The sequence below is a fragment of the Cobetia sp. 10Alg 146 genome, from assembly GCF_029846385.1.
Lineage (GTDB): Bacteria > Pseudomonadota > Gammaproteobacteria > Pseudomonadales > Halomonadaceae > Cobetia > Cobetia marina.
In genome coordinates this window covers 332,405-353,559 of the sequence record NZ_JARWKT010000003.1, presented here as the reverse complement: position 1 = coordinate 353,559, position 21,155 = coordinate 332,405, and the positions used below count along the sequence as shown (strand labels likewise).

21 protein-coding genes and 2 riboswitches are annotated in these 21,155 nt (G+C 64.0%); of the genes, 12 read left to right on the top strand and 9 right to left on the bottom strand.

Annotated elements, in window-relative coordinates; translation table 11 throughout:
- Window positions 1–30 precede the first annotated feature (30 nt).
- From QD172_RS07570 to QD172_RS07555, 4 genes are all read left to right on the top strand, one after another.
- Complete coding sequence (locus tag QD172_RS07570) at window positions 31–1,320, top strand: GNAT family N-acetyltransferase (protein ID WP_254696546.1); 1,290 nt, start codon at window positions 31–33, stop codon at window positions 1,318–1,320.
- Between the two features lie 184 nt (window positions 1,321–1,504).
- Complete coding sequence (locus tag QD172_RS07565) at window positions 1,505–2,842, top strand: nuclease-related domain-containing protein (protein ID WP_279855371.1); 1,338 nt, start codon at window positions 1,505–1,507, stop codon at window positions 2,840–2,842.
- A 282-nt stretch (window positions 2,843–3,124) separates the two neighbouring features.
- The gene (locus QD172_RS07560; protein ID WP_077375127.1) at window positions 3,125–3,493 is read left to right on the top strand and encodes a phasin family protein; all 369 of its coding nucleotides are present in this window, start codon (window positions 3,125–3,127) and stop codon (window positions 3,491–3,493) included.
- Window positions 3,494–3,693: 200 nt separating this feature from the next.
- Entirely contained in the window at window positions 3,694–3,972 is a 279-nt protein-coding gene (locus QD172_RS07555) for a peptidylprolyl isomerase (protein ID WP_043331408.1), read from the top strand.
- Window positions 3,973–4,102: 130 nt separating this feature from the next.
- Here QD172_RS07555 and thiC read toward each other — a convergent pair whose 3' ends face one another.
- The 6 genes from thiC to QD172_RS07525 all read right to left on the bottom strand — a co-directional run bounded on the left by thiC (window position 4,103) and on the right by QD172_RS07525 (window position 11,816).
- Window positions 4,103–6,112 (bottom strand): phosphomethylpyrimidine synthase ThiC, encoded by a 2,010-nt coding sequence (gene thiC, locus QD172_RS07550; RefSeq protein WP_136938788.1) that lies wholly within the window; start codon window positions 6,110–6,112, stop codon window positions 4,103–4,105.
- A 126-nt stretch (window positions 6,113–6,238) separates the two neighbouring features.
- Window positions 6,239–6,379: riboswitch (TPP riboswitch) on the bottom strand.
- Between the two features lie 190 nt (window positions 6,380–6,569).
- Window positions 6,570–7,229 (bottom strand): thiaminase II, encoded by a 660-nt coding sequence (gene tenA, locus QD172_RS07545; RefSeq protein ID WP_077375119.1) that lies wholly within the window; start codon window positions 7,227–7,229, stop codon window positions 6,570–6,572.
- Window positions 7,230–7,372: 143 nt separating this feature from the next.
- Window positions 7,373–7,511, bottom strand: a riboswitch (TPP riboswitch).
- 152 nt (window positions 7,512–7,663) lie between these two features.
- Window positions 7,664–8,356 carry a TIGR04282 family arsenosugar biosynthesis glycosyltransferase gene (locus QD172_RS07540; protein WP_279855370.1) on the bottom strand — a complete coding sequence of 231 codons (693 nt, stop codon included), beginning with the start codon at window positions 8,354–8,356 and terminating at the stop codon, window positions 7,664–7,666.
- A gap of 43 nt (window positions 8,357–8,399) precedes the next feature.
- Window positions 8,400–9,209, bottom strand: a complete 810-nt coding sequence (locus QD172_RS07535) for a TIGR04283 family arsenosugar biosynthesis glycosyltransferase (RefSeq protein WP_279855369.1) — start codon at window positions 9,207–9,209, stop codon at window positions 8,400–8,402.
- A gap of 142 nt (window positions 9,210–9,351) precedes the next feature.
- The gene (locus tag QD172_RS07530) at window positions 9,352–10,398 is read right to left on the bottom strand and encodes a sugar dehydrogenase (protein ID WP_279855368.1); all 1,047 of its coding nucleotides are present in this window, start codon (window positions 10,396–10,398) and stop codon (window positions 9,352–9,354) included.
- Between the two features lie 383 nt (window positions 10,399–10,781).
- Window positions 10,782–11,816, bottom strand: coding sequence for a lysophospholipid acyltransferase family protein (locus tag QD172_RS07525; protein WP_279855367.1), 1,035 nt, complete (start codon window positions 11,814–11,816; stop codon window positions 10,782–10,784).
- Window positions 11,817–12,204: 388 nt separating this feature from the next.
- Here QD172_RS07525 and QD172_RS07520 point away from each other — a divergent pair, with 388 nt between their 5' ends.
- Complete coding sequence (locus QD172_RS07520) at window positions 12,205–12,951, top strand: class I SAM-dependent methyltransferase (protein WP_279855366.1); 747 nt, start codon at window positions 12,205–12,207, stop codon at window positions 12,949–12,951.
- 287 nt (window positions 12,952–13,238) lie between these two features.
- Complete coding sequence (locus QD172_RS07515; RefSeq protein WP_279855365.1) at window positions 13,239–14,669, top strand: MFS transporter; 1,431 nt, start codon at window positions 13,239–13,241, stop codon at window positions 14,667–14,669.
- A gap of 69 nt (window positions 14,670–14,738) precedes the next feature.
- Here the strand turns inward: QD172_RS07515 and QD172_RS07510 are convergent, their stop codons facing one another.
- Together QD172_RS07510 and QD172_RS07505 are read right to left on the bottom strand one after the other, a co-directional pair.
- Window positions 14,739–15,398 carry a 2OG-Fe(II) oxygenase gene (locus tag QD172_RS07510; RefSeq protein ID WP_279855364.1) on the bottom strand — a complete coding sequence of 220 codons (660 nt, stop codon included), beginning with the start codon at window positions 15,396–15,398 and terminating at the stop codon, window positions 14,739–14,741.
- Window positions 15,399–15,530: 132 nt separating this feature from the next.
- On the bottom strand, window positions 15,531–16,160 hold the full coding sequence (locus QD172_RS07505) for a CoA pyrophosphatase (RefSeq protein WP_136938781.1): 630 nt from the start codon (window positions 16,158–16,160) through the stop codon (window positions 15,531–15,533).
- 140 nt (window positions 16,161–16,300) lie between these two features.
- Between QD172_RS07505 and QD172_RS07500 the strand changes: the two genes are divergently transcribed.
- Window positions 16,301–16,885 (top strand): NUDIX hydrolase, encoded by a 585-nt coding sequence (locus QD172_RS07500; protein WP_084208042.1) that lies wholly within the window; start codon window positions 16,301–16,303, stop codon window positions 16,883–16,885.
- 72 nt (window positions 16,886–16,957) lie between these two features.
- On the opposite strand, the gene QD172_RS07495 is transcribed toward QD172_RS07500, so the two are convergent.
- The gene (locus QD172_RS07495; RefSeq protein WP_084208043.1) at window positions 16,958–17,269 is read right to left on the bottom strand and encodes an NGG1p interacting factor NIF3; all 312 of its coding nucleotides are present in this window, start codon (window positions 17,267–17,269) and stop codon (window positions 16,958–16,960) included.
- A gap of 160 nt (window positions 17,270–17,429) precedes the next feature.
- On the opposite strand from QD172_RS07495, the gene ftsB reads away from it, so the two are divergent.
- The 5 genes from ftsB to surE all read left to right on the top strand — a co-directional run bounded on the left by ftsB (window position 17,430) and on the right by surE (window position 21,136).
- Window positions 17,430–17,804 (top strand): cell division protein FtsB, encoded by a 375-nt coding sequence (gene ftsB, locus QD172_RS07490; protein ID WP_279855363.1) that lies wholly within the window; start codon window positions 17,430–17,432, stop codon window positions 17,802–17,804.
- The gene (gene ispD / locus QD172_RS07485; protein ID WP_279855362.1) at window positions 17,801–18,583 is read left to right on the top strand and encodes a 2-C-methyl-D-erythritol 4-phosphate cytidylyltransferase; all 783 of its coding nucleotides are present in this window, start codon (window positions 17,801–17,803) and stop codon (window positions 18,581–18,583) included. The genes ftsB and ispD overlap by 4 nt, the downstream gene beginning before the upstream one ends.
- Window positions 18,584–18,656: 73 nt before the next feature.
- Window positions 18,657–19,163, top strand: coding sequence for a 2-C-methyl-D-erythritol 2,4-cyclodiphosphate synthase (ispF, locus tag QD172_RS07480; RefSeq protein WP_169477230.1), 507 nt, complete (start codon window positions 18,657–18,659; stop codon window positions 19,161–19,163).
- Complete coding sequence (locus tag QD172_RS07475; RefSeq protein ID WP_307722818.1) at window positions 19,156–20,331, top strand: tRNA pseudouridine(13) synthase TruD; 1,176 nt, start codon at window positions 19,156–19,158, stop codon at window positions 20,329–20,331. The genes ispF and QD172_RS07475 overlap by 8 nt, the downstream gene beginning before the upstream one ends.
- A 58-nt stretch (window positions 20,332–20,389) precedes the next feature.
- Entirely contained in the window at window positions 20,390–21,136 is a 747-nt protein-coding gene (gene surE, locus QD172_RS07470; RefSeq protein ID WP_136938778.1) for a 5'/3'-nucleotidase SurE, read from the top strand.
- Window positions 21,137–21,155: the final 19 nt, after the last annotated feature.

Here is a 21,155-nt window from a genome sequence, read left to right as displayed (position 1 = left end):
GCAGGGTAGGCATCTTCAGAGGAGAGCAGGGTGAGCGAGCACCGGGAAGCAGGGCATCAGGAGAGTGATGCGTCGCGAAGGCAGATCGGGACTGAGGCCACTGACAGACGTGGCGCGAACTGGCAGCTGGACGTGCTCTCGTCGATCAGCGCTGTCACGCCCGCAGAATGGGATGCGCTGGCGGGAAAAGAGTATCCCTTTCTGCAACATGCCTATCTTCGTGCACTGGAAGACAGCGGCGCGGCCTGCGCGTCTACGGGCTGGTACCCGGCGCACTTGCTGGTGCGTGACGAGTCAGGACGGCTTGTCGCCGGCTTGCTGCGCTATCTCAAGCTGCACTCGCGGGGCGAGTATGTCTTTGATCAGCAATGGGCCGAGGCGCTGGAGCAGGCCGGTGGGCGTTATTATCCCAAGCAGCTGTCGGCAGTTCCCTTCACGCCGAGCGCTGGTCCGCGGCTGGTCCTGGCCTCATCGGAGACGGGAGGCCCTTCCCGCCGAGCGCTGCTTGCCTGGTTGTGGCCCAGGCTTCAGGCCGGCGTGGCACCCGCCGTCGACGCAGGCGGGCCCTTGCGACGCTTTGAGCACAGTGGCTTTCATCTGTTGTTCGCGGATCTTGACGAGTGCCGCGACTGGCAAGCCGTCAGTCCGCAGCTGATGCTGCGTGGTGGCATGCAGTATCACTGGCAGTCGCGAGGTGAGCGAGACTTCGATGAGTGGCTGGGCAGTCTGCGCTCCAAGCGACGCAAGGAGATCCGCCGCGAGCGCCGCAAGGTGCTCGAGCAGGGCATCACCCTCGCGCGTCTCAGCGGTGAAGCCATTGGTGAGAGCGATCTCGAAGCTTTCCATCGCTGTTACTGCATGACCTATCTGGAGCGCGGACAACGGCCCTACCTGACACTGGCGTTCTTTCAGCGCTTAAGGCGCAGCATGCCCGAACAGCTGCTGCTGGTGCAGGCGCGTGATGAACATGGCGATCCTGTGGCGGCTGCGTTGTGCCTTGTCGGTGCCGATTGCCTCTATGGGCGCTGGTGGGGCAGTGAAGTGCAGGCGGACTGCCTGCATTTCGAGGTCTGCTATTACCAGGGGCTGGAGTTCTGCCTTGAGCGGGGACTGACGCGCTTTGATCCGGGCACACAGGGTGAGCACAAGATCAGCCGCGGCTTCTCGGCCTATGACACCTGGTCATTGCACTGGCTGGTACATCCCGGACTGCAGTCAGCCGTGGCTGACGCGCTTGAGGAGGAAGCGCGCTGGTTGAGCGGGGCGCGACGCCAGGTGGAGGCGATGCTGCCCTATCATCAGCAGCCTGATCTATCCTGAAGGTCTGTCCTGAAGCGCTATTCTTAAGGTCTGTCCTGAAGCGCTATCCTCAAGATCTGCCCTGTACCCGTTTCTCCCCTGCTTGTTCCCCCTGGCTGGATGCCCTGACAGGTAGCAGGTGGCAGAGATGGCACTGCGATGACTACACTGAAAACATCTTAATGTTCTAAATTTAGAGGCTCCCATGCTGCTCAAGGATTGTGACTCCAGGGAGTATGACGTTCTGGTACTTGAGGTGTTGGCGCAGAATGCCACCTTGAGTACACAGGAGCGCCAGCAGGTTCTGAGGATGCTGCGAGGCGTTCGAGCGCATCAGGAGCGTCGTCGCTCGCTCGCCCGATTCCTGAACACCCTGTTCGAGTCGCGCGATGACTGGGTCGTGCTGCATGACCTGCGCCTGGAAGGGGATGAGGGCGTGATCGAGCTGGATCACGTGTTGATCAATCGCCTCATGCAATTCTGGGTACTGGATGCGTCCTGCTTTGATCTCCCGCTGACGATCTCGCCATTTGGCGAGCTGAGCGCGCACCAGGGCCCCTCTGTCGAGCAAGGCGCTTCCGTCGGGCAGGGCTCATTGGAAGATACCGGGGAGGTCGTTCAGAGCGGTGATGAGTTGCGGTTGACGCCATCACCGCTGCTGGCACTCAAGGAACAGCAGCAGTGCTTTCGCCGCTGGCTGGAGAGCTCAGGTCTCCTGCCTTCCAGACTCGGGATGGTGCTGCAGCCACAATTGACGCATCGGTTGGTCATTGCCGCCGAGGAACAGGTCAGCCGGCCTCCCGAAGATATTCTGGACAGTCGAGCGCTGGTGGACCTGCGCGGGTTGTCCGAAGAATGCCTCAATCTCGGGAGCGGGGCGGCCTCCGTCGCCCGCATGCGTGATTTCACCCACCGGATCGACCCGCGTCGTCTGAGGCGTCTCGGTCGTGCCATCCTGGCGCAGCATGGCCCATCACGGGTCGACTGGGCGTCGCGACTCGGCTTGTCAGAACATGCCACCATGGCCATCCATCCCGATGAGCAGACGGCCTACGCCTGGGCGCCACCCCAGGACCCATCCGCTTCCCCCTCGGTGGCCCCCGTGCGTGATGACGCCATCCCTACTTCAAGCGGGAATGACGCTCCTCAGGTCACGCCTCGTGAGGAGGGGCCAACACCTTCCGAGACTCGCCGGGCCACTCCTCCAAAGGCCATCTCATCCTCTTTCCAGACACTGATGTCCGGCATGACGCAGACCATGCCCTCGTCCACGTGCCACGGCTTGCAGGCTCAGGACTGGCAGCCTTCAGTTTCTGACGTGAGGCTGCAGGGCGTGTCTTCCGCTGGCGCGAAAGCCTCTGACGTGTCGCACGGCCATCGTGGCATGGGGTCTGGCCATGATGAGATGCAATACCTGCAGCCACGTTGTGATGAGTGTCGTCGCTGGTTGTCCAAGGCCAGTGTGGCGTTATGTCGTAGCGAGGGTCAGCGCGAATTGCTGGGTGACAGGATGTTGTGCCAGCGATGTCGTGCGAGCGACTGAAATCTTCATGTCATTCAGGGGCTTGGCGTCTCTGGGCAAGAGGGCAGTCAGCCTGGAAGCAGACTCGCAGGGCAAGGTGGTTGATCAATATTGCGCTCCTGATGTTGCAGTGCAGCAAGAGGTGGCTTATGCTGCACTGCAGCGAGGATGGAACCTGTCGAGAATGCTGGCTTGCAGTGAGATCTCGACCTCATGGCTCACAAGCTTGGTTCAGTCCTGGTAGCCAACGGAGCAAAGCTCCGCTTCATTTTCCGTGTGATGCCAAACCCTGGAGGGTGCCCCATGTTCAACACCAATCTTGAGAAGACCACTCAGCAGTTCGACGACATGTTCTTCGCTCCGCTGCGTGCTTTCAGCGCCCTGAGCCTCGATTACAGCGAGAAGCTGGTCAGCGCTCAGATGGATCTGACCAAGTCCTACGTTGACACCTCCATGGCGCAGGCGCGTTCCATGCTCGAGATCAAGGACAGCGAAGGCCTGAAGAACTTCGTCAAGGAACAGCAGGAGACGGTCAAGTCTCTGGGCGAGAAGCTTCAGAACGACACCCAGAAGGTGGTCGAGCTGAACCAGGAATACGCCAAGAAAGGTCAGGAACTGGCAGAGAACAATGCCAAGTCCGCCTCCGAGGCCATGCAGAAAGTCGCCAAGTAAGCGACTGCTGCCGACGCTCTCAGGCGAGCGTCCTCAACGCCCATCCGGTCTTCCGGGTGGGCGTTCGCGCGTCTGAGGCATCGCTGGGGAGGTGGGGAGGCGCGCGACGCTAGCGGCGAGCGTCGCCTTGGGCCACAATGTGCTGCCACGCCGCCGGTGATTGCCGGCGGCATTTATTCGATCAGTGACAGGTGATAGACATGGCACAGGCCACAGCGCGTCATATTCTCGTTTCCAGCGAAGAACAGTGTGCAGCTCTCAAGACCGAAATCGAGAACGGCCGCGATTTCGCTGATGCCGCTCGCGAGCACTCCTCCTGCCCGTCCGGTCGCAGTGGCGGTGACCTGGGCGCCTTCGGCCCGGGCATGATGGTCAAGGAATTCGACGAAGTCGTGTTCAGCGCACCGATCAACACCGTGCAGGGCCCGGTGAAGACCCAGTTCGGTTATCACCTGCTGGAAGTCACCAGCCGCACGTGATCTCTGGATCACGCTCATGACACGTCATGAGCGGTTGGCAGCAGGCCATTGAAAACGCCCCGACCAGTGATGGTCGGGGCGTTTTTCGTGCGGCTCAGCACGTCAGCCTTTCGTGCGCCAATCCCTCTACCTATACCTCCTGATAGAGCTGGCTGCCTTCGCGCTTGAACTTGTCAGCCTGCTCCTGCATGCCGGCCATCACGCTGTCGGCGTCACCGGTCAGGCCGTGTTCGTTGGCGTAGTCGCGGACTTCCTGGGTGATCTTCATCGAGCAGAACTTCGGCCCGCACATGGAGCAGAAGTGGGCGACCTTGGCCGAATCCTTGGGCAGCGTCTCGTCGTGGAAACTGCGCGCGGTGTCCGGGTCAAGGCCCAGATTGAACTGGTCTTCCCAGCGGAACTCGAAGCGTGCCTTGGAGAGTGCATTGTCACGACGTTGCGCGCCCGGATGCCCCTTGGCCAGATCCGCGGCATGCGCGGCGATCTTGTAGGTGATGATGCCAGTCTTGACGTCGTCCTTGTTGGGCAGGCCCAGGTGCTCCTTGGGGGTCACGTAGCAGAGCATGGCGCAGCCGAACCAGCCGATCATCGCGGCACCGATACCGGAGGTGATGTGGTCGTAGCCCGGGGCGATGTCGGTGGTCAGCGGGCCGAGGGTGTAGAAGGGCGCCTCGTCGCACTCGCTGAGCTGCTTGTCCATGTTCTCCTTGATCAGGTGCATCGGCACGTGACCCGGACCTTCGATCATGACCTGGACATCGTGCTGCCAGGCGATCTTCGTCAGCTCGCCGAGCGTCTCGAGTTCGCCGAACTGGGCGGCGTCATTGGCATCGGCCACCGAGCCCGGGCGCAGGCCATCGCCCAGTGACAGGCTGATGTCGTAGGCCTTGCAGATCTCGCAGATGTCCTCGAAATGGCGATAGAGGAAGCTTTCCTCGTGATGCGCCAGACACCACTTGGCCATGATCGAGCCGCCGCGCGAGACGATGCCGGTCACGCGGCTGGCGGTCAGCGGCACATAGCGCAGCAGGACGCCGGCGTGGATGGTGAAGTAGTCGACGCCTTGCTCGGCCTGCTCGATCAGCGTGTCGCGGAAGATCTCCCAGTCGAGATTCTCGGCCACGCCATCGACCTTCTCCAGCGCCTGATAGATCGGCACCGTGCCGATGGGCACGGGAGAGTTGCGCAGAATCCATTCACGTGTCTCGTGGATGTTGGCGCCGGTCGAGAGATCCATCACGGTGTCGGAGCCCCAGCGGATCGCCCAGGTCATCTTGTCGACCTCTTCCTCGATGGAGGAGGTGACCGCCGAGTTGCCCAGGTTGCCGTTGACCTTCACCAGGAAGTTGCGGCCGATGATCATCGGCTCGCTTTCCGGGTGATTGATGTTGGCGGGAATGATGGCGCGGCCACGCGCGACTTCCTCACGCACGAATTCGGCGGTGATCTCGTCAGGCAGGTTGGCGCCGAAGCTGTGACCCGGGTGCTGGTGGCCCAGAATGCTCTCGACGGAGTCGCTGCCCTGATATTCCTCACGCAGCGCGATACGACGCTGATTCTCACGAATCGCGATGTACTCCATCTCCGGCGTGATGATGCCCTGGCGCGCATAGTGCAGCTGGGTGACATTCTTGCCCGGCAGGGCACGACGCGGGCGGTGGTCCAGCTCGAAACGCAGGGACGACAGGCGCAGGTCGGCCTGGCGCACGCGACCATATTCGCTGCTCAGCTGATTGAGCTGTTCGGTATCGCCGCGTTCCTCGATCCACTTCTCGCGCAGTGGCGCCAGCCCGCGACGAATGTCGATCTCGACCGCCGGGTCGGTGTAGGGACCGGAGGTATCGTAGACGACGATCGGCGGATTCTCTTCCAGACCGCTGGAGGTCTGGGTCGGCGAGCAGCCGATCTCGCGCATGGGCACGCGGATGTCCGGGCGAGAGCCTTCGATGTAGATCTTGCGCGAGCCGCTCAGCGGCGCGATGGCGGCGGCGTCGACGCGGGCTTCGCTGGCGAGATGGCGACTGCCATCCTTGCGACCGGCACGTGCGCGCGCCTTCGGCGCAGCCTCAGGTTGGGGGGCGAGCGACGGTTCGGCGGCGTTGGTGGCTTGCGGATCTTGAGTCGTGGGGGTAGTGCTCATGCAGGTCTCCTCAAAGGGCGACGTCACGGCAGACGTCATCATGGGAAGACCGTGCGCAGGGAGAGGATGGCCATCGCCGACTCCTTGCCAACAGGTGGCCCGGGAGCGAGGCGGCCGCGGGCAGCGGCTGACCATCAGCTTGATTCCTACGCCGGTCCTAACCGGTTCAGGTTCCACGGGACCCCTTGCTGGCAGCCTCGCCCATTTGGCGGCGAGGTGATGCATGCAGGATCTCAGCCGGTTCCACCGGCACCCCGTCAAGCGTGCTCAGAATTCAATGCGGGCATGACCTGTGCTGAGCGTTGTGCTGGCCCAGGTCATCGTGCTCGCATTCAGGCTCTGATGGCCTGTGGTGTGTCTGGATGATTGGCGAGAGGACCACGTCCCCAGGCCGATGAAAATCGGTGTGTTTTCCGTTCGCGCAGGCGCGGCCTGTCAGGCGACGGCCTGCCACGGATCAGTCGCGATCAAGGCCCATCTGCCAGAAGTCGATCTCGAGACGTGTCGCATCGCGGAAGACATCCACCAGTTCGCCCAGCCGGCGCTCCGAGACCTCCGAGAGCCGAGCGTCCAGCCATTCACGTTCGGCGTCCACCGCTTCCTTGAAGTCATCGCTGGAGTACATCGCGATCCAGTCCGCGTACGGATTGTCCTCTATCTCGGTGGTGTCCTGGTCCAGCAGCCACTCGGCGATCTCGCCGTAGCCGATCAGGCAGGGCGCGAGCGCCACGTGCAGATCGAGCAGGTCGCCGCGCTGGCCGCAATCCAGTACGTAACGGGTATAGGCCAGGGTGGCGCGGGATTCCGGCAGCTCACTCAGGTCATCCTCGCTGATGCCCCACTCGCTGCAGTAGCCGATATGCAGGTCGAGCTCGGTATTGAGAATGGTGTCGAGACTGGCCGTGGCCTGACGCAGCTCCGCGAGGGTGCGGCTCTTGTAGGCGGCAAGCGCCCAGGCGCGCGCGAAGTGGATCAGGAACAGGTAGTCCTGCTGCAGGTAATGGCGGAAGGACTCCTCTGGCAGACGACCTTCCCCGAGCTGGCGAACGAAGTCATGCTCGAGATAGTCGCGCCATTCCTCGGCGCAGGCACTGGTCAGGTCTGAAAAGCTGGGCATCGACGCATCCCTCGGTGAGCGTGCTGCCAATCCGTGATGGAGTGGCAAAGGTCTGGCTCGAGCGTGGTCAGGTCCGGCAATCTGCAGGGAAAAAGCGGGGGGAGGTGCGGCGTTCACCTGGAAGAGGTGAAGATGATGTGCGGCAACACTTCGCGCTTGATCCCTACGCCGGTACTAACCGGATCAGGTTCGGCGGGATCGTCATTCACGCACCTCGATGCAAGGCCTCGAACAGTGCGAATGACATCTCAGCCGGTCTTACCGGCACCCCGTCAAGCTGTGACTCAGACGTCACGATATCTCGAGTGTAACAGTCCTGCGGTGCAGGAAAAGCCTCTGCCGCCCTAAAACCCATGCGACTTTGGGAGGCCTTCTGCGATGCTGATAGGGCTTCCTGCGATGCGGGAAGCGTGTCATGCGCTGCAGGAAAGATGTCATGCAGGCTGACAGGAGGAGAGGTTCGCCATCAGGGCTGGGAAGTGTCGCCTCAGGCGCACCAGGTCGTGAGGCTCATCGACATCCCAGCTGACAGGCAGGCAACCGACGCTTCTGCCTGCCTGAGCCAGTAGTGCAAGAGTCTCCCGGCTCACGTCGGCATGGCTCCAGTGATCCAGCTGGAAGGCCGCCGGGCAGGCTGCTTTCAGGCCAATCAATCCGTATCCCCCGTCTTCGCTGGGCTGCAGCACCGCATCATGGTCATGCAGGTACCGCGCCGCCTCGCGCAGACGTTGACTGTCCAATGCGGGCAGGTCAGAGCCCATCAGCAGCACGGGGCCTGCGGGCAGGTGGCGCAGCATGGCCTGATGCATGCGCTCCCCAAGCCCACCCTGTGGCTGTGCCTCGAGCGTGATCCGCCTGCCATGTGCCGCCATGCTCTCTGCACGCAACTGATCCTCAAGGTCCGTCAGCAGGGCTGCCTGCTCAGGTTGCTGCCGGGCGTGCTCGGGGGAGGGAGTCAGCATCACGACCACCTTGCCGAGGCGTGAGGCGCAGGCCTGCTGAACGATTCTGCGCAGCATGCGCGAGTAGAGGCGTGCCGCCCCCTCGGGACCGAGGGCAGGGATCAGCCGCGTCTTGCATTGTCCGGCCAGTGGCAGGCGGCCGAAGATGATGAGCGTCGGGCGCATGTCATACGCGGTCGTGTCGGTTTCCCTGTCAGCAAGCGAGGCTTCAGGCATGAGGCAAGCCACGCTGTTCACAGGCCTGAGCGGCGGCACCATAACCATAGAGACGCGCCAGACGGACAGGAGATACGCCACCCCAAGCTGCCAGGCGCAGCCCCCACATCTTGAGGATGGTGCGACAGACGCCATGGGTTTCCCAGCGTCTTCCACTGGTAGTGACTCTGGCGGAGAGGTTCAGCGGCGAGGTCAGTCGCTTGAGCCTGACGCTCAGCTGGATGTCCTCCATCAGGGGCACGGCGGGAAAGCCCTCGATGGCCTCGAAGGTGGAGCGTCGTACGAACTGGGTCTGATCACCTGTGCTGATGCTGGTCAGGCGTGAGCGCAGATTCATCAGCGTGGCGATCACGGGCAGCAGCGGAGAATCCCCTTCGATGTCGACATCGAAGCGACCCCAGTCGCACTCGCGATGCTCGGCGAGGGTCTCTGACAGTACCGAGAGGACATGTGCCGGCAGGCGCGTGTCAGCATGCAGGAACAGCAGCCATTGGCCACGAGCCTGAGAGGCACCGGCGTTCATCTGCGTTGCCCGGCCCGGATCACTGCTCAGGCAGCGATCGCACAGCGGCGTTGCCAGCTCGCGGATAGTATCCGTGGAGCCGCCATCGACCACGATGACCTCGCAATCCCCGCTCGCGCGCATTGGGCTCAAGGCGATCAAGGCCGAGACGATACCGGATGCCTCGTTGTGGACTGGCATGATGATGCTCAGCCACGGGGGGCGCGTCAGGGCGCTGCCCGAACGGACAGCCCCGGGGGTAGGGCTGGCAACTGGCGAGAAGATGGAGGGCTTTGTCATGGCGCAGGCTCCGGCGATGGCGTCGTCCTGAGAGCATACGCATGTGATCACCCCATGGATGCAGAGCGTCGAGACGCTCGCTCAACGCTTGGGCGAAGAATCAACGCGTGAGCCGCCGTGTCGAGTCAGAGGCGGCTGGAGGTCACTGAGAGAAGGTGATCCGATAGAGTCCTGAGGCTCCGGTATCGCTGGTCAGGTAGAGGCTGCCATCCTTGCCGAATGCTACATCCAGTGGGCGTATCCAGCGCTCGCCGCTGGCCGCATCCTGCAGGCCGGTCAGTACCGGCACTAGGTGTGCTTCAGTGTCTGGCGTCGCCAGCTTGAGGCCCAGCAGGCGAGGCTCACGACGACTGGCGGGGGCTCCCCACGCCTTGCCGGAGGGTGCCGTGCCCCAGCTGCCGTGGACTGCCACCACGACATCCATGTCAGCAGCCAATGGATGCCCAGGCGGCACCACCGCGATACCCATCGGCGCACTGCGAGCGGGGATCTCGGCCAGTGGCGGTGCAATCTCGTCACGTTCGCGCGGTGAATCGCTCGTGATGCAATCATCTGCCTGCCAGCGGCCATCGATCCACTGATACCAGGGCATGCCATGGAAGCTGCCTTCGCGGGCAGCGACCACCAGCTCGCGAGGATGCTCGTAGCCCCAGTGGTCCGGTCCGTTGTTGGTGGCCAGCAGGCGCGTCTCTCCTGTCGCCTGTGCCTGCCAGGTCAGGCCGACGGGGTTGCGCAGACCACTCGCCCACGCACGCCACTCGGGAGGCTCGCCACTTTCCTCAAGGCGCATCACTCCCCCACGGCGCTGTTGCTGTGGATAGCGAGGCGAGGTGCCCGCCAGATATTGATCGGAGCAGTTACCCTGGATCCCCAGCGCCAGATACAGGCCATTGTCGGGGCCCAGGCTCAGCGTACGCGAGTTGTGGCCACCGCCGCCGGGAATCGCGATCACGCGCTGGAAGTCGCTCGGGGCAAGGGAGATCCCGGGATGGTAGTCCGCGACCAGCAGGGCGTCCGTGGTCGCGACATACAGGCGCGCATCGCGGACGACGACAGAGTGGGGATAGCCTTCCAGCTCGACCAGCACTTCCATGCGCTTGAGGCTGCCATCATCGGCCAGCTGGCCTCGATAGAGCTTGCCGGCCCGCGAGCCAATCAAGACCTCATCGTGAGCGGTGAGGTGCAGCATGCGAGGTGCCTGAATCGATGCCAGCCGAGTCATGCCGGCCCCTGGTGGCAGCCTCAGGGAGGGGGCGTCCTCAGGAACCGAGCTTGCCGCCTGCAATGCCAGAGCCGGGGCATGAGCAGAGGTCTCGCCATCGAGGGTGTCGTTGCTCCTTGCCTCGCTCCAGGCAGGAGAGGACGCGCAGAGACAGCCGATGAGTGCCGTCCCCATCAGCTGTCTGATGCTTGCGCATCCACGGATTTCCTGTTGGCGCTTGCTCATGTGCTCCACTGCCTCCCTGGCCTGTCGCCGCTACCTCGGCAAGTCGACTGGCATCGCTCGCCGCCGTGCAGGAAAGTCTGGAAGCTTGTGCCGGTTTGCGCCAGTGCTGCCCTGTCCCTGGAGAGTCAGGAGCGCTTCGCGTTGCGGCGGCGGTACTTGAGGTGGCGGCGCCAGCCCTTGAGGGAAAGCCAGGAATCGTCCCGGGGATAGAAGCGCTTCTCACGCCAGCCCGGCTGCTCGTCCAGTTCTTCCGGGCTCTTGCGCCAGCGCTTGTATTCCCATTGATACTGCGCGGGCGCCAGGGCGATCGCGGCTTCCACTGAGGCATTCACTCCCCGCGCCGAGATGACCTCGTCTTCGGCGTAGACCGCCTCATCCGCCGCAAGGAAGTGGATGGCGAAGCCATGGCCATCTTCCAGGCGTTGAGCGACACCGGTCACCACGCGGGCGTCGGTTCTCGCCACCAGCTTGGGGAGCAGAGTGGCGGTGTAGGCGGGGCGGCCGTAGAAGTCGGCGAAGACACCGCTGCCGCGTCCCGGTTCCTGGTCCGGCAGGATGCCGATCGCCTCGGCGCGCTTGAGCGCCTTCAGCAACGCTGCCACGCCGCGGGAGTTGGTAGGCACCAGTCTCGCCCCCATGCGCTCACGCCCGTTGCGAATGATCGGGTCGAGCCGCTCGAACTTGGGCGGCTCGTACATGGCAGTGAAGGGGAAATGGCTCGAGAGCCAGAAATTGAGCACTTCCCAGTTGCCGAAGTGCGGCGCCAGCACGATCACGCCACGTCCCTCGGCACGGGCTTCGTCGAGCAGATTGCGACCGTGCACCTCGAGAATCGAATCGCGCACCGCGTCTTCATCGCCCAGCCATACCTTGCCCAGCTCCAGCATGGTGGCGGTGGAGTGCGCGAGGCTCTCGGTCACGAGGCGTGCGCGTGCCTCACGCGGCTGATGAGGGAAGGCCTGGCCAAGATTTCTGCGCGTGACGCGCCGTTCCCGCGGATTGAGCAGTTGCACGAGACGCGCGACCGGGCGCGCCATCCACCACAGCTGGCGGGTGGTCAGGCCCGAGAGTCGCTGCCATAGCCAGGCGACGGCATTGGCCTTGAGGGGTAAAAGGCGTTGTTCCAGGGCCTTTTCAAAACGCTTGAGAGTCTTTTCCATCGTCACACATGAAGTTCCGGTGGTCTGGCGTGAGATACCGCACTGGTCAGAGGGCGAGTCCTGCGCTGCCCGTCGCGCCCCATTGTGCCAGAGGGGCGAACGTCATGCAGGTTCGAGGCATCGGGGGGCACGCACTGACCTTCGTCGTGTGTGGCACGGGGCGTGCGGCCCGTTTCCTCTGCCAGTATCATGCTGGCATCGGCACATCCGGGGTCACGTCGCTGGCGTGGTCCCGAGGCGCTCTGTCAGACAGTCAGACCACGGCACTGCCCGAGCGGTTCTCGTGTGCCGTGCTTTCCAGTAGTGCTTTGCCTGATGCGCTTTCCCTGATGTGCTCGTCCTGTCATGTCTTGTGCCTGTCGTGTCCCTTGCCCTGTGCGGAGCCCTGATGTCATCTTCCCCCATTGCCCCCGAGTCCCCGGCACAGGCATTGCCTGAATCCGACCATCAATGCCCGTTATGCGCGACGCATGACAGTCAACCGGTGCTTCATCTGGTGCAACGACGCAAGCCATGTCCGCAGACCGGTCAGCGTCCGCCTGCCGACGAGCGTGATTACCTGCGGTGTGGCGAATGCCATCTGCTGTATCTCGCACCCTCTCAACGACTGGATGCCCGCGCAGAGCAGGACATCTACGACCAGCATCAGAATGACCCAGCAGACCCGCGCTATCGCACCTTCCTGTCCAGGCTGTTCACGCCGATGTGCGAGCGGCTGGCGGCCGGTGCCAGCGGGCTCGATTTCGGTTGTGGGCCGGGGCCAGCCCTGGCACGGATGTTCGAGGAAGTCGGCCACCCGATGGCATTGCATGATCTGTATTACCACCCGAACCCGGCAGCGCTCGCCCGTCAGCATGATTTCATCGTCAGTACCGAGGTGATCGAGCATCTCTACGCGCCCGGCGATGTCTTCCGTCAGTGGCTTGGGTGTCTCAAACCCGGTGGCCTGCTGGGGATCATGACGCAACCCGCCGCGGATGATCTGGATGCGCTCAAGCGTTGGCACTATCTGCGTGACCCGACCCATGTCTGCCTGTTCAGCCCGACGACCTTCGCCTGGCTGGCGCGGACCCATGGCCTGGCCTTCGAGCAGATTGCGAGCGATAGCGTCATCTTCCGTGTTCCGATGTCCTGAAGGGCTCGCGTGGCAGGTGTGGAGGGAGGATGCCTCGCTACCGAGGCATGATCCAGCCGCCCCACGCGTGTGCGCCTGACCGGGCTGGCCGCGAGATTCGGGGCGAGACAATGAACGATGTCGCGAAATGACGTGAAGCTGACGCAAAAACACTTGGATTTGGCGCAGACTGTCACTATATTGCCCGCGCCTTGCGAGATTCCTGCAGGGCGCTTCCCTCTCCCGTAGCTCTCCGCACCTTGCGGCATTGGCCGAACGCAGTCCTGCGCCTGGCCGAGGAACTGGTCATGCCCCGTCATCTGTTGTTGATGTCTCTCGCGCCCTTGCTGGGCCTTGCCTTGCTGGGGATCGGCAATGCCATGCTGACTTCGCTGGTCCCCCTGCGGCTGTCTGCCGCCGGTGTCTCGAGCGAGGCGATCGGCCTGATCAGCTCCGCCTACTATCTGGGGCTTGGACTGGGAGCGCTGGTCAACGACCGCCTGCTGCTGCGCATCGGACACATCCGAGCCTACGCCGGCTTCGCCTCGCTGGTGGCAGTCGCCGCCCTGGCCATGGGACTGGGAGATCATCCCGTGGTGTGGTTCCTGCTGCGCATGATGATCGGCTGGTCGCTGGTCGGCGTCTATCTGGTCATCGAGAGCTGGCTGCTGAGTGCCGCCGACCCTGCCGTACGCGGACGCCTGCTGGCGCTCTACATGATCGTGCTTTATGGCGCGGGCGTGCTGGGGCAGCTGCTGCTGGGAGTAACCGCCATGCTGAGTCTCGAGGCGGCCTTCATGCTGGTGGCGATGCTGGCGGCGGCGTCCGTATTGCCGCTGGTGCTGCTGCCGCGCGTATCACCGCTGATCGAGCAATCCGAGCCGTTGAGTCCCTGGCGTCTGATTCGCATCACACCGACCGGCGTGTTCGGCTGCCTGGCTTCGGGGCTGGTGGTGGCAGTGCTCTACAGCCTGCTGCCCTTGGCATTGGGGGAGGGCGGCGTGCTGGACACCGCGGAGATCGGGCAGCGCATGGCGCTGGTGATTCTCGGCGGCATGCTGCTGCAGTATCCCATCGGGCGCTGGTCTGACAGTCATGATCGTCAGCAGGTATTGATCATCCTGTCGGTGGCCATCATCGGGTTCGCCGCCTTGCTGATGGGGCCGGCACGCGAAGGCATCGCGCAGTTGACGGTGTTGTTCCTGCTCGGCGGCGCGGCCTTCACGCTCTATCCGGTCGCGGTCAGCCATGCGGCAGACCGTGCCCCCGCCGGGGCGCTGGTGCGCATGAGTCAGGGATTGTTGCTGATCAATGCCGTGGGCTCGACCCTGTCACCGCCGGCCGTATCACTGCCGATGGCCGAGATGGGTGCCATGCCCGGCATGGCGCTGAGTCTGGCGGTGATGGGCGGTGGCATGCTGGCCTTCTTCGTCTGGCGACGCGTGATGCGTCCGGCGCCGCAGCCGCTGGCCCCCTTCGAGACCCATGCGCCACAGACGCCCCTGGGAACGGAGCTTGCCGTCGGGCCGGAACTGGTCGAGGCCGCCGAGGAGCACCTGCGGGATGCCGAGGTCAATGACCCGCTGGTCGAGGTGACTCGCGAGCTGGCCGTCGACATGCCGGAGCTGATCACCGAGGCGTCCCTGGATAGTCTCGAGGAGATCGAGACTCATGAGGGTGAAAGCCTGCGCCAGACGCCCCACCATGGCGAGGCATCCGACGGGCGCAACGCAGATTGAGGCCTTGTGTGAGCGGCATGCCTCACATACGTCGCAAGGGGGGAGGTGAGGGTAGAGGAGTAGGTCGCACTAGCGGGAGGGGTCGACCAGGTTGCCCTGCGAGGCGTTGCGGCGGAACCAGCCGGTCACGCTGGCGCGCGCCTGTTTCGTCGGCAGCACCTCGTGGGGGATCCGTTCGGAAAGAAAGCACACGAAGGTCCCGGCCTCGGGGGTGACACGCCGGATTTCACGGCTGTCATCTTCGGGGTCGTAGAGCACGATCTCGCCACCGGCGTCCGCCGGCCAGTCGGCATTGAGATAGAGCACGCTGGAAATCAGGCGATTGCCACGCCCGCGGAAGCTGTCCAGGTGCTTGCGATAGAAGCTGCCGACCGGATAGTGGGCAAAATGCGCCTCGTACTCGAACAGCCCCAGATAGAGGGCACGGTTGAGTTCATCCTTGAGGACATTCATCGCCTCCAGGTAGGCACGCTGGGCACGCGAATCGCGATCCAGCCAGCGAATCGCATCCCCGCGGATGTCCGGGCGAAGGTCATGCTCTCGCCCGCGTCCGATTCCCGCAGCCGTCAGTCGCTGATGGCTTTCCAGCGCCCGCAACTCGTCATTGAGATGGCGGATCAGGTGTACCGGCAGAAAGTCCGGGCGCACGCTGTAGCCATGCTCGACCAGTTCATCGATCAGCAGGTTGAGCGCGGTGGGGTCCAGCAGTGGGGCGGGTGCAGCGGGCATCGGGCGCTCCGGAAAAAGGGCAGAAGGCATCAAGGCGCAGTGTTATAGAGCAGCACGCGCAGGGGCGCAATGCCTTGAGTGAAGGCCTGGCAATCCTCAGCCCGCGAGACATGCGTCAATCACGCCAGAGGCTCATGCCCGTGGTGCATGGGGGCGAGGTGGCAGGTGGCGCAACGGAGCCCCGGGCGGTGGCGGGGAGGACAGGCTGATGGTGTGTCCGAACCCGATGGCCATCATCTCCACCAGCATCATCGCGGAAAGCCCCCACAGCAGCTGCCCGGCCACCTGATAGCCGGGCACGTACCAGGTGTCATCGCCCACGCGGATGACGTCGGTGTGGGCGCGTTCATCGCGCAGCAGCATGCTCAGTGGCATCTCGAAGATATGCGCTATCTCGCCGGGGTCGGCGCGCAGCGGCAGGTCGGGAGCGATGCGTCCCACGAAAGGCGTCACGGTCATGCCGTGCAGCGAGATCACATCGCTCAGTTGCCCGTATATCTCCACTTCGCCGGAGGGCAGGGCCACTTCCTCCTCGGCCTCACGCAGCGCCGTGGCCAGCAGACTGATATCCTCCGGCTCCGCCTTGCCACCGGGGAAGGCGACCTGGCCGGCATGCTGACTCAGGTGACTGGCGCGTTGCGTGAGCAGCAGCGTCGGTTCCGGGCGGTCGATCAACGCGATGAGTACCGCAGCGCGTGGCTGGTCGTTGCTCACGATACGGGGGTGATGGGATTGCAGGCGCTGGCGCAGAGCTTCTAGCATGTCGGGTCCTCGTTGACCTTCATCTTGTGGCGTGGGATGTGAGGCGGTCAAGATGTGAGGTGACAGCCGGCCGAGTCAGCGGCACCATTTCCAGAAGCCGAGCCCGGGCATCGGCGTTCAAGAGTTTCACGGGAGAGCGAATGAACTACTGCAGCCATTGTGGTGAGACCGTGCGTCTGGCGGTGCCACAAGGAGATGATCGACTGCGCTACCTGTGTGATAGCTGCGGCACCATCCATTATCAGAATCCACGCATCATCGCCGGTACCCTGCCGATACGCGATGGCAAGGTGCTGCTGTGTCGCCGCGCCATCGAACCGCGCCTGGGGTACTGGACACTGCCGGCCGGTTTCATGGAGAACGCGGAGACCACCAGTGAGGCCGCTGCCCGCGAGACGCGTGAGGAAGCGGGGGCCGAGGTCAATCTCCAGGGCCTCTACACCCTGATTGATCTGCCACACATCAATCAGGTCTACATGCTGTTTCGCGCCGAATTGACCAGTGATTTCTCCGCGGGTATCGAGAGTCTCGAGGTGGCGCTGTTCGCCGAAGAGGAGATTCCCTGGCAGTCACTGGCCTTCCCGACCATGGAAGTGACGCTGAGGCGCTATTTCGAGGACCGTCGTGCCCGCCAGGGAGAAGGCGAATTCCCGTTGCATCTGGAACAGATCGATCTCGAGACGCGCGAGCGCTTCTTCAAGACGACACATCTGCCCAAGCACTGAGCGGGCCGTGGTCAGGCTTCACCCCGGGACCTGCCGTCGCTTGACGGCGTGACCGGGGTGGGCATCGCACCTTCAGAAGCTTTCCAGTCGCCAGCAGTCAATCGGCACTTCCTCGTAGGGGTGCGCCTCGCGCAGTGCGGCCACTGCCGTGCGAATCAGCGCGTCCTCACACACCATCTCGACCTTGACCTCCTCGACACGTTCCAGCGTGCCGCGTTCGCCGATATGCGGATTGGCACCGGCCAGCGGACGAAACTGCCCCGTGCCGCGCGTCTCGAAGCAGCAGGCCTCGTACTCGCCCATGCGTCCGGCACCCGTGGCGAAAAGCGCTTCCTTGACACCTTCCAGTGCTTCGTGTGGAACGAAGAATGCCAGTTTGTACATGGTGGGCCTCCTTGAGGGACGTGACGGGCGATGAGCGCCAGGGCGCCAATCGCCCCGAGGAAAGACGTGCGCTGGCGAGGACGCAGTCAAGCGTGGCAGAGCCTGCGCGGCGTCCCCTGATGATGGCATAATGCCCGCTGCAACGGCCAAGGACACTGCCATGCTCAAATGGATCAATATCTCACTGCTGCTACTGCTGGCTCTGCTCCAGTACCGGCTGTGGTGGGGCGAAAATGGCGTCACCGAATTGTTCGACATCCGTGCCCGCGTGCAGCAGCTCTCCAAGGAAGCGGCGCAGCTGGACAACCGCAATCAACGCCTGGGCGCTGAAGTGGTCGACCTCAAGAATGGTCTGGCGGCCATCGAGGAGCGTGCGCGCAACGATCTCGGCATGGTGCGCAAGGATGAGCAGTTCCTGTGGGTGCCCAACGTCGAGGTACCCAAGCGCCAGGTCTCGTCCGCGGATGAAGTGGCGGAAGGGGCGCTGGAAGGCAAGGGACTGGAAGAGGGCCTGCCCAAGGTGCTCAACCCATGACTCGCATGAATGATGCCCCGGCGCCGCGTCTCTGGTATCTGGTACCCGCCGCAGGCGTGGGCAGCCGCATGCAGGCTGACCGTCCCAAGCAGTATCTGGAACTGACGCCCGGCGGCAGTGTCCTGGAGGCGACCCTCACCACCCTCAGGCGCGCATTGCCCGAGGCCGGGTTGTGTCTGGTGCTGGGCGCGGAGGATGCCTATTTCACGCCGACGATGGTGCCATGGCAGGAGTGGCTGCGCGCCGATGGTGGCAGCGAGCGTGCCGACAGCGTGCTGGCGGGACTCGAGTGTCTGAGCCGAGTGGCGAGTGATGATGACCTCGTGCTGGTACACGATGTGGCGCGTCCCTGTGTCCGCGAGAGCGACATTCTGGCGCTGGTCGAGGCGGCACGCGAGAGTGATGACGGCGCCATCCTGGCCGCTCCCGCCAGTGACACCATGAAGCGGGCCGCTGCGCTGAGCCATGGCGTGGAACGTACCGAGGGCTCAGCGCAGCGCATCGCGCATACCGAATCCCGGACAGGGCTGTGGCATGCCTTCACGCCCCAGGCATTTCCGCTGGGCCTGTTGCGCACGGCGCTGCGTGCCGCCCTCGCGGAGCAGCCCGAGCGCATCACCGATGAGGCCTCGGCACTCGAGGCCTGTGGACGATCCCCCGTGCTGGTGCCCGCGGCGCGCGACAATCTCAAGATCACCCATCCGGAAGACCTCGCCATGGCGCGCCTGTTGCTGGCGGCCCGCGAGGATCACGCCGACAGACCCCGGACACCTGCCTGACATGATGGATCATCCCGTGACCCCCGACACTTCGAGTTCCACGACCTCCCCCGCGACCTCCGGGCATGTCCCGATGTCACTGCGCATCGGGCATGGCTTCGATGTCCACCGTTTCGGCGACGGCGATCATCTGATGATCGGCGGCGTGAAGATCCCCTACGAACACGGTTTCGTGGCGCATTCCGATGGCGATGTATTGCTGCATGCGTTGTGCGATGCGCTGCTCGGGGCCTGCGGGATGGGCGACATCGGCAAGCATTTCCCGGATACCGACAGCGAGTGGTCCGGGGCGGACAGTCGCGGCCTGCTGCGCCACGTCGTCGGGCTGATCAATGCCGCTGGTTTCGGGGTCGGCAATGTCGATCTCACCGTGATGGCGCAGGCCCCCAAGATGGCGCCGCACATCCAGGCGATGCGTGAGGTGATCGCCGAGGACCTGCGTGTGCCGGTGGCGGTCGTCAACGTCAAGGCCACCACTACCGAGCGTCTCGGTTTCACCGGTCGCAAGGAAGGCATCGCCGCCGAAGCCGTGGCGGTGCTTGGCAGGCTGCCCGCCGCGGGTGGAGCCGAGCATGTCTGAAGTGAATGCCATGTCTGAGCCGCCCGAGTCCGATGCGCTGTCTGTCGCGGCGCGAACGGCACTGGAAGCCGCCGGCAGCGAGCCATGGGTCAAGGAAGCCGAGCTGATGCAGCGCTGGCCGCATGCCCATGGGGGCCCGCTGGGCGCAGGTGACTTCCGACACACGCCGGAAGACTTTCGCGTCACGGAATTGATGGACTTCGTGCCCGAAGGTCACGGGGAGCACCAGTGGCTCTGGATCGAGAAGCGCGGTCTGACCACTGACGAGCTGTGCCGCGAACTGGCAGGTCTTTGCGACGTGGCACCGCGTGACATCGGCGTGGCGGGACTCAAGGACAAGCAGGCGATTACCCAACAGTGGGTCTCGGTATGGTTGCCGGGGCGTGAAGCCCCTGAGCATCTGAGTGAGGCCTTGGCCGAGAAGGGGGCCCGCGTGCTGGCCAGCGTGCGGCACCCGCGCAAGCTCAAGCGTGGCGTGCATCGCGGCAATCGCTTTGCGCTGCGAGTGAGCGGCGAGGCCGTGGCCCATCCGGATTTCGAGACTCGCTGGCAGACATTGATACGCGATGGGGTGCCCAACTATTTCGGTCCGCAGCGTTTCGGGCACCAGGGGCATAATCTGGGGCGTGCACGCGCCGTACTGATACGTGGCTGGCGCAAGCGTGATGATCGCAGCGGCATGCTGCTGTCCACCGCGCGCAGCTTCCTGTTCAACGAAGTGCTGGCCGCGCGCCTCAAGGCTGGCTGCTGGGCGACGGCGTTGAGCGGTGAGGTGTTCGCGCTCGACGGGACGGGATCGCGCTTCGTCACCGATGGCAGCGAAGCTGTCGAGACGCTGACCCGGCGCCTTGCCGACGGGGATATCCACCCCACGGGCCCGCTGTGGGGCACCGGCCGTGGCGAGTCCCATGCGCAGGTCGCGGCGCTTGAGCAGGTGCTGGCGTCCAGCTGGCCCCAGCTCTGTGACGGCCTCGAGAAGGCTGGCGTGAAGGCCGAGCGTCGGCCACTGCGCCTGATGCCTGCCAATGCCCGCCTGGAGTGGGCCATCACGCCGACCCAGGCCGATGCCGAGGCGACTGCGGCCAGTGCGTGGCTGCATTTCGATCTTCCGCGCGGCAGCTTCGCCACCGGCCTGTTGCGTGAGCTGATTGCCCACCCGCTGCTGTAGCGGCCTGCCCAGCGTGCGCCACGACATGACACCGCGATGAACATGAACAGGTGAGACGATGCGCAAGATTCTGCTTTCCAATGATGATGGGGTACATGCCCCCGGGCTCAAGGCCCTGCATGATGCGCTGTGTGATCACGCGCGAATTCGCGTGGTGGCACCGGACCGTGATCGTTCGGGTGCCAGCAACTCCCTGACCCTGAGTCGCCCGCTGATGCTGTCCGCGATGGACAACGGTTTCTACAGTGTCGACGGCACCCCTGCCGATTGCGTCTATCTGGGGGTCAACGGTGTCTGGGACGAGAAACCGGATATCGTGATCTCCGGCATCAACCACGGTGCCAACCTGGGAGACGATGTGCTGTATTCCGGCACTGTGGCAGCGGCGATGGAAGGCCGCTCGCTGGGCATGTCGGCGATCGCGATGTCGCTGTGTGGCAAGACCCATTTCGAGACGGCAGGGCGTGTAGCGGCGAGTCTGGTCGGCGCGGCCGAGACGCTGGCCTTGCCGCCGCGTTCGCTGCTCAACGTCAATGTGCCGGATGTTCCCTGGCACGAGATCCGCGGATTTCGCGTCACGCGTCAGGGGCATCGTGGTCCGGCGGGCGCACCGATCGCCGTGCAGGACCCTCGCGGGCGCACCCGGTACTGGATCGCGCTGGCCGGGGACGGAGTCGACGATGGTGAGGACACCGATTTCGCGGCCATCGCGGCCGGCTATGTGTCCATCACGCCGTTGATGACCGACCTGACCTCCCATGCGGCGCGTCAGGATGTGGAGCAGTGGCTGGAAGCACTGAGTTGACCTCGCGCGCCACCGCCTG

Bases quoted from the DNA above. Each gene is read 5' to 3' on its own strand.
- ispF (WP_169477230.1), top strand. From the start codon at position 18,657: ATGTCACTGCGCATCGGGCATGGCTTCGATGTCCACCGTTTCGGCGAC.
- QD172_RS07540 (WP_279855370.1), bottom strand. From the start codon at position 8,356: ATGCGCCCGACGCTCATCATCTTCGGCCGCCTGCCACTGGCCGGACAA.
- QD172_RS07515 (WP_279855365.1), top strand. From the start codon at position 13,239: ATGCCCCGTCATCTGTTGTTGATGTCTCTCGCGCCCTTGCTGGGCCTT.
- QD172_RS07495 (WP_084208043.1), bottom strand. From the start codon at position 17,269: ATGTACAAACTGGCATTCTTCGTTCCACACGAAGCACTGGAAGGTGTC.
- QD172_RS07525 (WP_279855367.1), bottom strand. From the start codon at position 11,816: ATGGAAAAGACTCTCAAGCGTTTTGAAAAGGCCCTGGAACAACGCCTT.
- thiC (WP_136938788.1), bottom strand. From the start codon at position 6,112: ATGAGCACTACCCCCACGACTCAAGATCCGCAAGCCACCAACGCCGCC.
- QD172_RS07555 (WP_043331408.1), top strand. From the start codon at position 3,694: ATGGCACAGGCCACAGCGCGTCATATTCTCGTTTCCAGCGAAGAACAG.
- surE (WP_136938778.1), top strand. From the start codon at position 20,390: ATGCGCAAGATTCTGCTTTCCAATGATGATGGGGTACATGCCCCCGGG.
- QD172_RS07560 (WP_077375127.1), top strand. From the start codon at position 3,125: ATGTTCAACACCAATCTTGAGAAGACCACTCAGCAGTTCGACGACATG.
- tenA (WP_077375119.1), bottom strand. From the start codon at position 7,229: ATGCCCAGCTTTTCAGACCTGACCAGTGCCTGCGCCGAGGAATGGCGC.
- QD172_RS07475 (WP_307722818.1), top strand. From the start codon at position 19,156: ATGTCTGAAGTGAATGCCATGTCTGAGCCGCCCGAGTCCGATGCGCTG.
- ispD (WP_279855362.1), top strand. From the start codon at position 17,801: ATGACTCGCATGAATGATGCCCCGGCGCCGCGTCTCTGGTATCTGGTA.
- QD172_RS07565 (WP_279855371.1), top strand. From the start codon at position 1,505: ATGCTGCTCAAGGATTGTGACTCCAGGGAGTATGACGTTCTGGTACTT.
- QD172_RS07500 (WP_084208042.1), top strand. From the start codon at position 16,301: ATGAACTACTGCAGCCATTGTGGTGAGACCGTGCGTCTGGCGGTGCCA.
- QD172_RS07520 (WP_279855366.1), top strand. From the start codon at position 12,205: ATGTCATCTTCCCCCATTGCCCCCGAGTCCCCGGCACAGGCATTGCCT.
- QD172_RS07535 (WP_279855369.1), bottom strand. From the start codon at position 9,209: ATGACAAAGCCCTCCATCTTCTCGCCAGTTGCCAGCCCTACCCCCGGG.
- QD172_RS07530 (WP_279855368.1), bottom strand. From the start codon at position 10,398: ATGCTGCACCTCACCGCTCACGATGAGGTCTTGATTGGCTCGCGGGCC.
- QD172_RS07510 (WP_279855364.1), bottom strand. From the start codon at position 15,398: ATGCCCGCTGCACCCGCCCCACTGCTGGACCCCACCGCGCTCAACCTG.
- QD172_RS07505 (WP_136938781.1), bottom strand. From the start codon at position 16,160: ATGCTAGAAGCTCTGCGCCAGCGCCTGCAATCCCATCACCCCCGTATC.
- ftsB (WP_279855363.1), top strand. From the start codon at position 17,430: ATGCTCAAATGGATCAATATCTCACTGCTGCTACTGCTGGCTCTGCTC.